The organism is Cytobacillus sp. FSL W7-1323 (genome assembly GCF_038595015.1).
GTDB lineage: Bacteria > Bacillota > Bacilli > Bacillales > Cytobacillaceae > Cytobacillus > Cytobacillus kochii.
The window spans coordinates 3,405,669-3,420,809 of sequence record NZ_CP151998.1; the positions used below are offsets into that span (position 1 = coordinate 3,405,669).

The 15,141-nt window shown below is 37.2% G+C and carries 16 protein-coding genes; 6 read left to right on the top strand and 10 right to left on the bottom strand.

Going from position 1 to position 15,141, the window contains the following annotated elements:
* The first annotated feature begins 130 nt into the window (after window positions 1-130).
* Both MKX67_RS17145 and ytrI read left to right on the top strand, forming a co-directional pair.
* A complete protein-coding gene (locus MKX67_RS17145) occupies window positions 131-469 on the top strand; it encodes a YtrH family sporulation protein (protein ID WP_095372298.1) in 339 nt (112 codons plus the stop codon).
* Window positions 466-972, top strand: a complete 507-nt coding sequence (gene ytrI, locus MKX67_RS17150; RefSeq protein ID WP_095372297.1) for a sporulation membrane protein YtrI — start codon at window positions 466-468, stop codon at window positions 970-972. The genes MKX67_RS17145 and ytrI overlap by 4 nt, the downstream gene beginning before the upstream one ends.
* A 21-nt stretch (window positions 973-993) precedes the next feature.
* Here the strand turns inward: ytrI and MKX67_RS17155 are convergent, their stop codons facing one another.
* Window positions 994-1,938 carry a bifunctional oligoribonuclease/PAP phosphatase NrnA gene (locus MKX67_RS17155; protein ID WP_322909667.1) on the bottom strand — a complete coding sequence of 315 codons (945 nt, stop codon included), beginning with the start codon at window positions 1,936-1,938 and terminating at the stop codon, window positions 994-996.
* Window positions 1,939-2,070: 132 nt separating this feature from the next.
* On the opposite strand from MKX67_RS17155, the gene MKX67_RS17160 reads away from it, so the two are divergent.
* Entirely contained in the window at window positions 2,071-2,382 is a 312-nt protein-coding gene (locus tag MKX67_RS17160; protein ID WP_095372295.1) for a YtpI family protein, read from the top strand.
* A 113-nt stretch (window positions 2,383-2,495) separates the two neighbouring features.
* Here the strand turns inward: MKX67_RS17160 and MKX67_RS17165 are convergent, their stop codons facing one another.
* The 3 genes from MKX67_RS17165 to MKX67_RS17175 all read right to left on the bottom strand — a co-directional run bounded on the left by MKX67_RS17165 (window position 2,496) and on the right by MKX67_RS17175 (window position 5,104).
* A complete protein-coding gene (locus MKX67_RS17165) occupies window positions 2,496-3,812 on the bottom strand; it encodes a CBS domain-containing protein (protein ID WP_095373634.1) in 1,317 nt (438 codons plus the stop codon).
* A gap of 79 nt (window positions 3,813-3,891) precedes the next feature.
* The gene (locus MKX67_RS17170; protein ID WP_095372294.1) at window positions 3,892-4,137 is read right to left on the bottom strand and encodes a hypothetical protein; all 246 of its coding nucleotides are present in this window, start codon (window positions 4,135-4,137) and stop codon (window positions 3,892-3,894) included.
* 286 nt (window positions 4,138-4,423) lie between these two features.
* Entirely contained in the window at window positions 4,424-5,104 is a 681-nt protein-coding gene (locus MKX67_RS17175) for a metal-dependent hydrolase (protein WP_224935770.1), read from the bottom strand.
* Window positions 5,105-5,274: 170 nt separating this feature from the next.
* Here MKX67_RS17175 and MKX67_RS17180 point away from each other — a divergent pair, with 170 nt between their 5' ends.
* Together MKX67_RS17180 and MKX67_RS17185 are read left to right on the top strand one after the other, a co-directional pair.
* Window positions 5,275-6,372, top strand: a complete 1,098-nt coding sequence (locus MKX67_RS17180) for a Xaa-Pro peptidase family protein (protein ID WP_322909668.1) — start codon at window positions 5,275-5,277, stop codon at window positions 6,370-6,372.
* 80 nt (window positions 6,373-6,452) lie between these two features.
* A protein-coding gene (locus tag MKX67_RS17185) for an IS3 family transposase (RefSeq protein ID WP_224935613.1) occupies window positions 6,453-7,801 on the top strand; the annotation gives its coding sequence in 2 pieces (ribosomal slippage) (window positions 6,453-6,897 and window positions 6,897-7,801; 1,350 coding nt in all).
* Window positions 7,802-7,851: 50 nt separating this feature from the next.
* Here the strand turns inward: MKX67_RS17185 and MKX67_RS17190 are convergent.
* From MKX67_RS17190 to MKX67_RS17205, 4 genes are all read right to left on the bottom strand, one after another.
* On the bottom strand, window positions 7,852-9,348 hold the full coding sequence (locus tag MKX67_RS17190) for an SLC13 family permease (protein WP_233435211.1): 1,497 nt from the start codon (window positions 9,346-9,348) through the stop codon (window positions 7,852-7,854).
* 313 nt (window positions 9,349-9,661) lie between these two features.
* Complete coding sequence (gene panF / locus MKX67_RS17195) at window positions 9,662-11,134, bottom strand: sodium/pantothenate symporter (protein ID WP_095372291.1); 1,473 nt, start codon at window positions 11,132-11,134, stop codon at window positions 9,662-9,664.
* A complete protein-coding gene (locus MKX67_RS17200) occupies window positions 11,131-11,400 on the bottom strand; it encodes a YhdT family protein (RefSeq protein ID WP_095372290.1) in 270 nt (89 codons plus the stop codon). The genes panF and MKX67_RS17200 overlap by 4 nt, the downstream gene beginning before the upstream one ends.
* A gap of 252 nt (window positions 11,401-11,652) precedes the next feature.
* Window positions 11,653-11,805, bottom strand: coding sequence for a hypothetical protein (locus MKX67_RS17205; RefSeq protein ID WP_157733921.1), 153 nt, complete (start codon window positions 11,803-11,805; stop codon window positions 11,653-11,655).
* Between the two features lie 107 nt (window positions 11,806-11,912).
* On the opposite strand from MKX67_RS17205, the gene MKX67_RS17210 reads away from it, so the two are divergent.
* Complete coding sequence (locus tag MKX67_RS17210) at window positions 11,913-12,401, top strand: universal stress protein (protein ID WP_095372289.1); 489 nt, start codon at window positions 11,913-11,915, stop codon at window positions 12,399-12,401.
* Window positions 12,402-12,427: 26 nt separating this feature from the next.
* Here MKX67_RS17210 and argH read toward each other — a convergent pair whose 3' ends face one another.
* Together argH and MKX67_RS17220 are read right to left on the bottom strand one after the other, a co-directional pair.
* Window positions 12,428-13,816 (bottom strand): argininosuccinate lyase, encoded by a 1,389-nt coding sequence (gene argH, locus MKX67_RS17215; protein ID WP_342488491.1) that lies wholly within the window; start codon window positions 13,814-13,816, stop codon window positions 12,428-12,430.
* Complete coding sequence (locus tag MKX67_RS17220) at window positions 13,813-15,021, bottom strand: argininosuccinate synthase (RefSeq protein ID WP_095372287.1); 1,209 nt, start codon at window positions 15,019-15,021, stop codon at window positions 13,813-13,815. The genes argH and MKX67_RS17220 overlap by 4 nt, the downstream gene beginning before the upstream one ends.
* Window positions 15,022-15,141: the final 120 nt, after the last annotated feature.

Here is a 15,141-nt window from a genome sequence, read left to right on the forward strand (position 1 = left end):
AACGTTTGTTTCTTAATGAAAACTCTCATTGTACAATCGCATATGAATTCATTGAAGAATAAACATAATTTATGATGTTCGTCCATATGATGGAATAGAGAGAATTCATCACTAAAAGGCGGTTATGTAAATGAATGAGCAACCCTTCTTTTCTTCTCTTTTAGAAAGTTACTTTATTGCTCTTGGTGTTTTGATTGGCGGTTCAATCATCGGTGGCATTGCCGCGTTTTTCACAGGAAAACCTCCCTTAACAGAAATTTTCAATCTATCGAATTCTATTAGAATTTGGGCAATTATCGCTGCTATTGGAGGTACTTTTGATACGGTTTATAGTTTTGAGCGTGGAGTCCTTGATGGGCAAACGAAAGATATTATCAAACAATGTCTCTTAATTCTCTCAGCTTTTGGTGGGGCTCAAACAGGCGCTCAAATCATCATCTGGCTAACTCAGGAGCATTTACCTAAATGAGAATCCCCCCTTATTATCGCAGACCTTCTTGGCAGCGTTTTTTTGCTGGAATGGCTATCGGAGGCGTATTAAGTTGGTGTGTTTTCGTTTACATTTTTGGTGAATGGCAAGAGCGTTATAGTTTAGAAATCCACACACAGGAAGCCGAAATTAAGGAATTAGAAAATGAAAAGGAGATATGGCAGAAGGAATTTAAAAAATTGAATAAAGAAAACGAAGAATTATTAACTGTCCAAGAGATCGTTGTTAAAATCGACCAATCTGCACTCAAGAAATATAATTTAGACGAATACAGCCTCTATCAAACGGAGGATGCGATCAAAGAAGATATCAGTATTTTAATGGCGCGAGATATAAAAAGCGTCGGACAAAGTATCGAACTCGTAAAACGCATAATTGTGAATAAAACCCACCCCATTAATGGGAAGCGCTACCGAGCTGATATTCAATCCATTATTATAGATACAACACTTGTATTAGAGGTTGAGCTGTTATTAAATTAATTGCTCAACCTCTATTAATTATTAAATGGTCCACGATTCACATAAATCATTTAAGTCGGAAATCACTTTTTCAGCTTCATCCCAGCTATATATAGATGCACCTGCTGCAAATGGATGTCCCCCACCTTTATAGCACCGAGCTAGTTGATTAATGATCGGACCTTTCGACCTGAAGCGCACTCTTATTTGATCTTCTTCTTCTATAAAAAACACCCATGCCTTCAATTCTTTAACATGGCCGAGCTCTCCGACTAAAACCGACGCCTCAGCAGGTGTAGCCTCGTATTTTTGCAATAAACTACTGTCCATTTTCACCACTGCCGCTCCGCTATCAAGCATATGAAAATGTTGTAAAATATATCCCTGGAGCTTAATTAGATTGGGTGCTAATTCATACATTCTATCGAAAAGCTCTGTCCTTGAGAACTGATATTTAATTAGTTCTCCTGCATAAGCAAAGGTTTTATTCGTTGTACTTGGATAGATAAACCGCCCTGTATCACCGACAATGCCAGCGAAAATCAGCCTTGCTGCCTCATCTGTCATTATTAAACCATCATTTTGACCACTTAGAAAAAACTCATAAATCATTTCACTTACAGAGCTCGCCTCAGTATCTACCCAAAGCAAATCTCCATACGGATCCATATTAGGATGATGGTCAATCTTTATTAATAGATCACCCTTTGTGTACCGTTGATCACTAATGCGCTCCGTATTGGCAGTATCACAAACAATCACTAAAGCTCCTTCGTAGACTTCATTACTTATCTTGTCCATTTTACGCAAATAGAGCAGGGTTTCGTCCTCTTGCCCCACTGTATATACTTGTTTCTGCGGAAAAGAAGCTTTTATTATTTCTGCCAACCCTCCTTGCGACCCGTAGGCATCTGGATCTGGACGAATATGACGATGGATAATGATTTTGTCATACTTTTTGATCGCGGACAGAATTTTACTCTTCATTGTATACTCCTCTCAAATAACACACAAGAAAGAAAAGCATCTTGCAATTATAATAATTATTCTCTCTCTTCTAGCAATTTCCTCTTATAGAAGTTAAAATAAAGACATATGTTCATTTATGGAGGTTTGTACATGCTTGTACTTGCAGTTTTTATTGCACTATCTTTTGCTTTGTACGTATTCTATAAAGTGAAATACGTACGTTCTAGACGTCCTGCAGAAAAAGAATGGATTTCAGCTAAATCACGTATGGCGCTAGGTGCCTTTATATTCTTTTTCGGTGTCAACCAACTATTTCTTTATAGCGGTACGATTACGTATGTTATCTCTGCTCTTTTTATCATTATTGGCGGAATCAGTATTTGGGCTGGTATGAAAGCCTATAAATATTTTCTCCCTCGTGCGATTGAAGAATCCGAATGGATTAAATCGAACCAAAACTAAAACCTTACAATTTCACCTGTGGTGGCTCCAATTGTAAGGTAGTAAGTAAATTCGGTCTAGTTGATGTTTTACTAGCTATTAGAAGATGTATCCATCAACTAGCCGATTTATGCTTATCTTTCTGTTAATTGACACATCATCATCGCTTTTCCAACCAATACCCCGCCATTGAAGACTTCTACATCTACTTTCCCAAACTTTCTTCCAACATCAAGCACTCTTGGAAAAATATCAAGCATACTCTCAATTTGAACTGGTTTTAAAAAGTATATGGTCATATTTTCAACTACAAGGTCACCTTTTTTGTACATTCGTAAAACGCGATTAGCAGCTTCTGTCACTATCGTCGTGAAAACACCGTACGAGATGGAACCAATATGGTTCGTCATTTGCGGTGTAACTTCACAGCGATACATCGCTTCATTCTTCGTTTTTCCATTCGCTAATACCAACTGATTTGTCACCGTATCATCAATTGTTTCACCAACTTGTGGTTGCCGCTGAATGACTTGAAGCGCTTTTAACACATCCTGTCGACTAATGATTCCCTCTAACTTATGCGATTGATCAACAACTGGGAGGAGTTCAATCCCTTCCCAAACCATCATATGTGAAGAAGAAGCCACACTTGTTTTACCACCAACTGTCATCGGGTTTTTCGTCATGACCTTTTCAATAGGTGTATCTGTTTTATGGCCCATAATATCTTTGGAAGTAACCATCCCTTGAACCTTCATATGTTGATCAACAACCGGGAAGCGACTATGACTCGTCTCTCGATTATGTTTTAAATATTCCTCAATCGTATCTGTTGTTTGCAAGCTAATCGTTTGAGTAACAGGTGTAAGTACGTCTTCTACTAAAACAATTTCTTTCTTAATTAACTGATCATATATTGCTCGGTTAATCATCGTTGCTACTGTAAAAGTATCGTAGCTTGTTGAAATCACCGGTAACTCTAATTCGTCAGCAATCCGCTTCACATCTTCTTCAGTATCAAAACCACCCGTAATAAGAACGGCTGCTCCAGCTTTTAACGCTAGTTCATGGGCATTCGTACGGTTTCCGACGATTAATAAGTTTCCAGCCCCAGTATATCTCATCATTGCTTCTAACTTCATCGCACCGATCACAAACTTATTCAATGTTTTATGGAGTCCTGCTCGTCCTCCTAGCACTTGTCCATCAACAATATTGACAACTTCTGCGTAAGTAAGCTTTTCAAAGTTTTCTTTCTTCTTTCTTTCTATTCTAATTGTACCGACTCTTTCAATCGTACTCACATACCCTTTATTTTCAGCATCTTTAATGGCACGGTAAGCTGTTCCTTCACTCACCGATAGTGCCTTTGCAATTTGTCTAACGGAAATTTTTTCTCCGACTGGTAACTCATCAATATAATGTAAAATCTGCTCATGCTTTGTAGCCAAGACATCACCCTCTATTTTCATCCTTCATAGCCTTATTATAGAATGAAAAGTTGTGATGTTCAACGAACGAGCAATATTATTAATGAGACCTCATTCGTTTGCGGTTAGATGTAACCACTTTTCGCCTTGTCCTTACATTTACCTTTGATTTCGGCTCATATAATAAGGCTGTCAAATTTCCGGCAATAACAATCAATGCAAATGCTAACCAAGTAATGGTAAAAACACCCTCAAGACCACTGCTATAAACATCTAATCGAGGGACTGCGTAAAAGAGCATAGCACCTGCAAGCAATAAACAAATAATATAACGATATCTCCTCATCTCATCCTCTCCTCTCATAATCTATATTTATGCAGAGAAGAAAGCGGACATGACCAGTAATCGTCTTCAATACTAGTGTATTTATTATGTGAAAAAGTATTGATATGTACCCAGTTGCCTTTTCAAATCTAATCTCACTATATTAAAGAGGTTTGAGGTTTAATCAATTGTATTAGCTTACGCACTTTTCCATGAAAAAGTGTAACTAGTTGGTTCACAAATTGAAATCAAAAATGCCACAGACAGTCATCTGTGGCATTATCTCAGTTTCTCTCAACAATATTTATTATAATTCAACAACTTCTCCAGCTTCCATTACTTTTACATCAGATCCTTTTACTAATTTAGCGAAAGCGTGTGGATCTTGTTTAATTGGTGGAAATGTATTGTAATGAACGGGAACGACTTGTTTCGGTTGCAGCAACTCTACAGCATAAGCAGCGTCCTCTGGTCCCATTGTAAAGTTATCACCAATCGGGATAAATGCTAAATCAATCGGATGTCTCTCTCCAATTAATTTCATATCCGAAAACAAACCTGTGTCTCCTGCATGATAGATTGTCTTACCATCAATTGTTAGTAAGACACCAGCCGGCATACCTAAATAAACAATTTGGTTATCCTCAGTTACGAGCCCTGTTCCGTGTAAAGCTGGAGTTAATTTCACTTTCCCAAAATCAAAATCATACGCACCACCAATACTCATGCCGTGTGCTTCAATACCATGGAAACCTAGATAATATGAAAGTTCTGCATTACATATCACTAGAGATTGATTCTTCTTAGCCAGTTCAATTGTGTCTCCTAAATGATCACCATGTCCGTGCGTCACGATAATAACATCCGGTTTTTCTTCTTCAACCTTAAGGTCTGTTAATTCATTCCCAGTAATAAATGGATCAAATAAAATTGTTTTATCCTCTGTTTTTACTTTTACGATAGAATGGCCATGAAATGATACTTTCACAAATGATTCTCCTTTCTGTTTTTCCTATGTAATTTTTTCAACATAAATATGAAGTTATCCTGTCTCTTCCCTTATTTCTTTCAATTTAAACAGTTCAAAAAGTTTACTTTTTCATATATAGTTGATACGCTTGCTTATAGCTTACTACATAAAGACCAGGAGGGACTACCATGAAGCAAAGAATGGATATTTTATCATCATGGATGAAAGAAAACAAAATTGATGTATCTTTTATTACATCAACAGAAAATGTATTTTACTTGAGCTCTTTTCATAGTGATCCTAATGAGCGTTTACTAGGATTAGCCGTTTTCCAAGATGCTGACCCTTTCCTTGTCTGTCCAAAAATGGAAATAGAGGATGCCAAAAACGCTGGTTGGAATGGTGATATTATTGGATATACAGATATTGAAAATCCATGGACAATGATTAATGATGCCATTGTTACACGTCTTTCAACAGTTAATAAAATAGCCATCGAAAAAGAACATATGAATGTTGAACGTTATGAAGCGGTGAAAGAACTTTACCCTCATGCAAGTATGGTATCTGCTGAAGAAAAGCTTCGTACATTACGAATGGTAAAAAGTGAAGAAGAGCTTGCGATTATTAAAGAAGCTACTGCTCTTGCAGATTTCGCTATTGAAACAGGCTGTGCTGCCATAGCAGAAGGAAAGACAGAACTGGAAGTTTTAGCTACAATCGAATATGAATTAAAGAAAAAAGGCGTTAATGAAATGTCCTTTTCAACAATGGTTCTAACTGGTAAAAACGGAGCATCTCCGCATGGTACACCAGGTATGACAAAAATTCAAAAAGGCGACCTTGTTCTATTTGACCTTGGCGTTGTTTGGAAAGGCTATTGTTCAGACATTACGAGAACGGTTGCTTATGGTGAAATAAATGAGAAACAAAAAGAAATTTATGACACCGTGCTCAAAGCGCAATTAGCAGCAATAGCAGCATGTAAACCTGGTGCAAAAGCATCAGAAGTTGACTTAGCAGCAAGAAAAATTATTGCAGATGCCGGATATGGAGATTACTTCCCACATCGCCTCGGTCACGGACTTGGTATTTCCGTCCATGAATATCCTTCATTAACAGAAACAAATGATTTGCTTCTACAAGAAGGCATGGTGTATACAATTGAACCAGGTATTTACGTACCAGGAGTAGCCGGTGTTCGTATCGAAGATGATCTTGTTCTAACAAAAGACGGTGCTATACCATTAACACAATTCCCAAAAGAGTTACAAACCATTAAATAACATAGAGAAGACCCCGTCATTATACTGAACTGCACCCCAATTGTTAGACACTATCTACAACTATTGGAGGTGCAGTTTTTTTGTCCAAATTTACTGCGGAAATGAAGCTACAAGCCGTGACTCGCTATTTAAGCGGAAAAGAAAGTTACAGAGAAATTGGAGAATCTATTGGAATAGATCACAAATCGATTGTTAAATGGGTAAGACAATACAACTACAATGGTGCAGAGGCATTGGTGAAACGTTGTACAAGTTATACACAAATGTTTAAACTAGAAGTACTACAATATATGACTGAAAATGGTACTTCTCTATGTGAAACGGCAGCTATTTTTAATATCCCAGCGCATTCCACTCTAGCTGTATGGAAAAGAAAGTTTGAAACACAAGGGATAGATGCCCTTCAGTCACAGGAACAGGGGCGTCTATCCATGAAAAAAGATTCAAATAAACAAAGTTCTACTGACCGTTCTTTTGAAGCACTAGAAAATCGAATAAAACAACTGGAAATGGAAAATGAGTATTTAAAAAAGTTGAATGCCTTAGTTCAAAACAAGGAAAAATCACCAAACAAGACAAAGCACAAGTAGTCTATGAGTTAAGGCATAAGTATTCGGTGAAGTCACTCGTAAAACTCGCTGGCATTCCACGCAGCACCTATTATAATTTAGTAAAACGAATGAATCGACTTGATCCAGACACCGATATAAAAGGAGAAATCCAAGCCATTTATGAAGAACATGAAGGTCGTTACGGTTACCGTCGTATTCGGGATGAGCTAGTGAATCGTGGGAAAAAAGTAAATCATAAGAAGGTTCAACGAATCATGAAAGAGCTGGGTTTAAGATGCCTAGTGCGGATGAAAAGGTATAAATCTTATAAAGGCACAGTCGGTAAAATAGCGCCAAATCATTTAGACCGTCAATTTAGTGCGGACGCACCGAATGAAAAATGGGTAACAGATATTACAGAATTCAAGCTATTTGGTGAAAAGCTGTATCTATCGCCTGTATTAGATTTATTTAATGGTGAAATTATTACGTATACCATCGGTTCTCGACCAACGTATTCATTAGTTTCGGACATGTTAGAAAAAGCATTAGAATCCTTACCAGAAAGGCATCAATTACTCATGCATTCCGACCAAGGATGGCATTATCAAATGAACCAATATCGCAACTTGCTTCAAGCAAAAGGGGTTAAACAGAGTATGTCACGTAAAGGTAACTGTTACGATAACTCTGTAATGGAAAACTTCTTTGGGATACTGAAGTCAGAATTGCTTTATTTTAAGGAATTTGAAAGTGTGAACCACTTTAAACTAGAATTAGAAAAATATATAGAATACTATAATAGGAAACGGTTAAAGGGAAAATTGAAAATGAGTCCGGTACAATACCGAACTCATTTTGAACAAGTTGCCTCATGAAATAACTGTGTCTAACTTTTAGGGGTCACTACATACTCGGGGTCTTCTTTTTATATCGTAATACCAAAGACGATTGGCATCCAGTAATAAACCGCTAATGTAATCACGATTACACTAACTGCGTTTAGCCAAACACCCGCTTTAGCCATATCGGCTACTTCCAGTTCACCCGCACTAAAAACAGCGGTATTCGGTGGAGTTGCAACAGGAAGCATATAACATGATCCCGCTGCTAAGGCAACAGCTGCCATCATAATTAAAGGATCGATCCCAATAGCAACACCTAAACCTGCTGAAATTGGTAAGACGAGGTTGGCAACAGCAGTATTTGACAGTATTTCTGTCATACCTAATACAATGACAACAAGTAGAAGAATAATGATAAACGGTGTATATGCTTCTAATCCTTGTAATGCTACGGCAATAAAGTCATTCACACCCGAATGCTCAAGACTTGACGCTAACGCTAAGCCACCACCGAACAAAATTAATACACCCCATGGTAGTTTCGCTAAATCTCCCCACTCTAAAATTCTCTCACCTTTTGTACTTGGTAAGAAGAATAAGAGGATAGCACCCATCATAGAAATGCTTGCGTCAGGCAATGAACCCAACCTTTCTAAGAATGATAGAAAACTTACTTGATCTGCAATCCAAGAAATAGCCGGCTTGCCGACCCATAAAGAAACCGTTAATAAGAAGACAGCAATAACAACCCACTCTTCGGTTTTTATCTTCCCAAGATTTCTTTTCTCTTCCTTAATAAAAGACACTTCTGTTTGGTTCTCAGCATTTACCTTAAATTTCATTTTTGTTAAATAGAAATATAAGAAAACAAACATGATAATCGCAACCGGACCTGCAAAGATTAACCATTGCAAAAAGGTGACCTCTACATCAAATTGAATCTTAGCAATACCTGCGAGTGCAGCATTTGGAACAGCCGCAACAAGCGTAGCTAAACCGCCAATTGTTGCTGTATAGGCAACAGCAAGTAAGATAGACTTAGCAAAAAAGTCAATATTTTGACCTTCTAAAATTTTCTTATCTCGCATTTCTGAAATTAAAGCTAATGCAACTGGTAACATCATTAATGCCGTCGCAGCATTCGAAATAAACATTGTTAACAATCCTGTGGCAAGCATAATACCGAGAATAATTTTATGGCTTGACGTTCCAATCATGTCAATAATATTGAGTGCAATCCTTCTGTGTAAATTCCATTTTTCAATGGCAATTGCCAAAATAAATCCACCCATATACATAAAAATAACGGATTCTCCGTAAGATCTTGAAACCACATCAATCGGGGCACCGCCAAATAACGGAATAAGAACCAACGGTAATAACGATGCAACCGCCATCGGTACCGCCTCTGTCACCCAATACGTACCAATCATCATAATACTAGCAATAACTACCCTTCCTTCATAACCAATCATATCACTTGGTAATAAAAAGAATACAATTAATGCAAGTATTGGACCGAGAAATAACCCAATCAATTTTCCTTTTGTATACCCTTGTTTTTTCACCTCATTCGCCAACTCATCTCACCTTCATTCCCAAAAAATAAATATTTTAAAATACTTTAACATATATATATTTAGAAAATATAGATATGTAAACGCATTCATATAAATACTATCACACTTTATTGCACCAACGTAATAATAAGATAATTCTAATAATAATTATTTTAGAAAACATTTTTCCTCTTGTGTTTTCATTTAGAATAAAAACACCGCAATGTATACCTTCACTTTTTTATTAAACTTGCTAAGAAAGAAAAAACCTGAACATACACAATTGGTTGTGTTTGTTCAGGTTTTATTTTACTTTGTTTCATTTAGAAAATAACTACTTTGAAACATACCAAAATTTATCGATAATCTCCTGTTGTTGAGTTGGTTTTTTATATTGTGTGAACAAACTAACAAGGACATAAAGTATAAAAGATAAAAACACTGGGACAACGACCGGGTGCACGCCTAATAAGTCCGGAAATAAACGGTCAATAATAATATAACTACTTACCCCTGTAATCATAGAAGCAAGAGCCCCATAGGCATTTCCTTTTTTCCAATAAAGCCCCATAATAATTGGCCAGATAAACGCTGCTTCTAATCCACCAAAAGCAAATAAATTAAGCCAGATAAGAAGATCAGGTGGCTCTATACTTACAATATACACTAGAATACCAATGATTGCTGTTACAGATAACGTCAACTTTTTAATAAACTGATCTGTTGCTTTACTGTTAATATAATTTATGTAAATATCTTTCACCAACGATGAACTGACAAGAAGTAACAATGCATTGACTGTTGAGATGACCGCTGCAATCGGAGCTGCCAACACAATCCCTGCTAACCATGAAGGTAAAATGGTTAGTGTCAATTGCGGCATCACCGTATCCCCGACTTCAATTCCAGGAATCACCACTCGTGCAAATACACCTGTAAGATGCATACCTAGCATAATAGCGCCTGTAACAAGTGTACCGATAATCATCGCCGTATGCATTGCCTTTGCGTTTTTGTAAGACATTGCTCTGACAGCAATTTGGGGCAAACCAACCACACCAACACCAACCAGAAGCCAAAAACTGGATACGTATAAAGGCGTTAATGAACCGTCCGCACCGAAGGGTGTAATCAAGTTAGGATTTTCTGCTGTTAATTTCTCGATAATATTCGGTACCCCACCACCAGCAATGATTGTTCCTACTAAAATAATAATTGTACCAATTAACATGATCATACCGAGAACTGTATCAGTGATGGCAACTGCACGAAAACCACCAATCACAACAAAAATAAGAACAGATAATGTAAAAATTAAAAGTGCTGATTGATACGACAATCCCATAAACGATTCTAATAATCGGCCACCACCAATCCACTGCGCAGACATAGAAGCGAATAAGAAAACAACTATACAAATTGACGATAAGATGACTACCCATTTACTTTGATAGCGTTCTCTTAAGAAATCATTTAAAGTAACCGCTTTTGTCTTCCTAGAGATAATGGCAAACTTTTTACCTAAGATAGCGAGTGTAAAGTAGCCTGTTACCACTTGTGACATCGACAATAACACCCAGCCAAGACCCATATTATAAGCAATTCCAGGTCCACCGATGAAGCTTGACGCACTCCCATATGTAGCCACCATCGTCATCGCCAATAATAAGCCACCAAGATTTCTTCCACCTAGAAAATATTCTTGTAAAAAATCAGGTCCATGCTTTAAATATTTTGTTGCATAAATCCCAAAAAAGAATAGTGAACATAAAAAAATAATTAATGGTATAGCTACTCCCCAATTCATTGTTCTTCCTCCTCAAAAGGTACATCAGAGAACAAGAACTTAACAACCAACCAAACGATGACTGTAATAATTAGAAACCCTAACACACAGCTATAGAAAAACCACGAAGGTAATCCAAAGATATATTGATACTCTTCAACAGGCTTACTACCTAAGCCGTAGGCAAAAGAATACCATATGAAAAAGTTGATCATCGCAATACCGACACCGATAAGCGCTTCTCGATTAGCAACTTTATATCTTGGATCAAGCTTTTTTTGCTCCATCTTCTTCTCCCCCTTAATAAACCTTTCCCCTATCGTTCTATTCTAATATAAATGGCTATCAATGGACATGACCTAAATTGCTTCCTGTAATCAACCGTTTTTTTTACATCTTTTAACATAGTGGGGTAACTACAATATATCCATCACAAAATTATTTTAACAGTAAAGGTGTTTTTGTCTACTCTTATGAAGTTTTTTGAATACAAGCTCAAAAGGCGTTTTGTCATATGACAAAACGCCTTTTATATTACTTTAGCTTAATTCATCTTCATTGGTTTCGTTCGTCAATTGTTGGCGACTGACTGCACCACCGTTATATGCTTCCATTATTGAATCGCTAATAGATTGTTCTGCTTCATTTTCATCATACAATTGATTCCATTCATTTCTTTCTTCTTTTTTCAAGATTGTTCACTCCTTTGTCATTATTTTTTCCTCATTATTGTTTGAAAAATGGCTACATTTATTCATAAAAAGGGTATGTATAATAATAGGTAAAGGAGGAGATTTAAATGAGTAAACATTATGAAAACATTTTAGTCGCAGTAGATGGTTCAGTAGAAGCAGATGAGGCATTTAATCAAGCAATTGAAATGGTGAAGGATAGTGGTGCCAATCTCATTTTAGCTCATGTTGTCGATACTCGTACCAATGCTATTGAAGCTTATGATCACTCTACTTCTGTTAGAGCTACAGAATTTGCTGAAAACTTAATGGCACGTTATAAGGAAGTTTGTACTCAAGCAAACGTTACTAAAGTAGAGTATATAATCGAATATGGATCTCCCAAAATAATCATAACCAAAGATATCGCGAAAACAAAGCCAATCGACCTTATTATATGTGGAGCAACGGGGCTGAATGCTGTCGAACGCTTCTTAATTGGTAGTGTATCAGAATATATTACACGCCACGCACCTTGTGATGTACTTGTGGTCAGACCGAATAAATCCGCAAAGCAAAAAAGTGGGGAGGCAAACGTGGCAGAGAAGCACTCCTAAAAAAAAGCGAAGAAGAGCATGCGCATCTAGGCATGCTCTTCTTTATTTAACTTAGCTTTCGCTTTATCTATAGCGATTCTCACCTGGTCGAAGCCTGTTCCACCCGCGCTATTTCTTCTTTCAACAGCGGTATATGGATCAAGCACCTTATAAATATCGGCTTCAAATAAATCATTAACAGCTCTGTATTCCTCAAGTGTTAAATCCATTAAGAAACAACCTTTTTGTACGCAAGTAAGCACGAGCTTACCAACGATTTCATGCGCTTCACGGAATGGTACACCTTTACTTGAAAGATAATCAGCTAGTTCAGTCGCATTAGAGAAATCATTCTTTGTCGCCTTCTCCATTTGTGTTGTCTTCACCTTCATTGTTTCAATCATTCCAACAAAGATTTTTAGAGAACCAACGACCGTTTTGACAGTATCAAACATGCCTTCCTTATCTTCTTGCATATCTTTGTTATAAGCAAGTGGTAAGCCTTTTAAAACAGTCAACATCCCCATAAGATTTCCGTATACTCGTCCCGTTTTACCGCGTATTAACTCAGCCATATCCGGGTTCTTCTTTTGCGGCATAATACTGCTTCCTGTTGCGAAACTATCATCTAATTCAATGAATTGAAATTCTTGACTTGACCAGAGAATCAATTCTTCACTTAATCGAGATAGATGCATCATCAGTGTTGAACTTGAAGATAAGAATTCCAAAATAAAATCGCGATCACTCACAGCATCTAAGCTGTTTTCATAAATCCCTTCAAAACCAAGCAATTCGGCTGTTTGATAGCGATCAATCGGAAAAGTTGTTCCAGCCAATGCACCAGCTCCAAGTGGAGAAATGTTAATGCGTTTGAGGCTTTCTTGATAACGTTGTTTATCACGATCAAGCATCCAGAAGTATGCCATTAGGTGATGCGCAAATGAAATCGGTTGTGCTCTCTGTAAATGGGTATATCCTGGCATCACCGTTTCAACGTTCGCTTCCGCTTGTGTAAGTAATGCATTTTGCAGTTCTTCAACAAGCATAATAATGGTTTGAACCTGCTTCTTTAAATATAAATGCATATCAGTAGCAACTTGATCATTTCGGCTACGAGCTGTATGTAGCTTTCCGCCTACAGGACCGACAAGTTCAGTTAATGCACTTTCTAAGTTAAGGTGAATATCTTCACGTTTAACTGAATACTCAATTTCTTCATTAGCAGCTTTTTCTTGTAATGTTTGCAAGCCAGATTTAATTTTTTCAGCATCCTCTTCGCTTATAATACCATTTGCAGAAAGCATTGTTACATGAGCAATGCTTCCTTGCAAATCTTCTTGTACTAGCTCCTGATCAAAGGAGATGGATGCGCCAAATTCATCGACCCATTCTTCAGCAGATTTGGTGAATCTGCCTCCCCAAAGCTTTTTCACACTGTCACCTTCTTGTTACCTTGCACCGCACTTTGTACTTTTGTTGGTAGACCCCATAATTTAATGAAACCGATCGCTGCGTTATGATCAAATTCATCATCAGAAGTGTATGTGGCAAGTTTTTCATCATATAGAGTATAAGGAGACTTTCTTCCTTCAACAATCGCATGGCCTTTAAATAATTTCACTCTTACTGTCCCAGTTACGTATTTTTGCGACTCTTTTAAGAATGCTTGGAGTGCTGTTCTTAATTGAGAGAACCACAGTCCGTTATAGATTAATTCAGCAACCTGCTTCTCAATAATTGGTTTAAAATGCGCTAATTCTTTCACAAGTGTTAAATCTTCCAGCTCTTTATGTGCTTTCATTAAAGTAGTAGCACCTGGCACTTCATAAATTTCACGAGATTTAATCCCTACTAAACGGTTCTCAACGTGGTCAATACGTCCCACACCATGTTTTCCAGCAATGTAATTTAACTCTGTAATTAGCTGAGAAAGCATATATGATTTCCCATTTAATGTCACAGGTACGCCTTCCTCAAAACCGATTTCAATGATTTCTGGTGTATCTGGCGTATTTTCGAGACTATTTGTTAAATCATATGCATCTTCTGGTGGTGCAGCCCAAGGATCTTCTAGAATTCCGCACTCATTACTTCTTCCCCATAAGTTCTGGTCAATAGAGTATGGAGAATCTAATTGAATCGGTACAGGAATACCATTTTCTTTTGCATAAGCAATTTCTTCTTCACGAGACCATTTCCAATCACGCACTGGTGCTAATACTTCTAAGTCAGGATTTAATCCCGCAATAGCCACTTCAAAACGGACCTGATCATTCCCTTTACCCGTACATCCGTGTGCAACTGCAACCGCACCTTCTTTTTCAGCTACTTCCACTAATTTTTTTGCAATCAACGGACGAGAAAGCGCTGATACTAATGGATATTTATTTTCATATAATGCATGTGCTTGTAAGGCTACAAGAGCAAATTCTTGCGCGAATTCCTCTCTTGCATCAATCACGTAAGAAGCAACCGCACCAACCTGAAGTGCTTTTTCTTTTACGAAATCAAGGTCTTTTCCTTCACCAACATCTAAACAACAAGCAACAACAGCGTAACCTTGATCTCCTAACCATTTAATTGCAACTGAAGTATCTAAACCGCCTGAATAGGCAAGAACAACTTTTGGATTTGACATTTTTATTTCCTCCTTGAAGTGGATACGTATAAATATTCAATAACTTATATTTTTATTCAACTGATTATGTTAATACTTTAACAACCTTTCCCTAAAATTGCAATAGGTTATCTACAATTT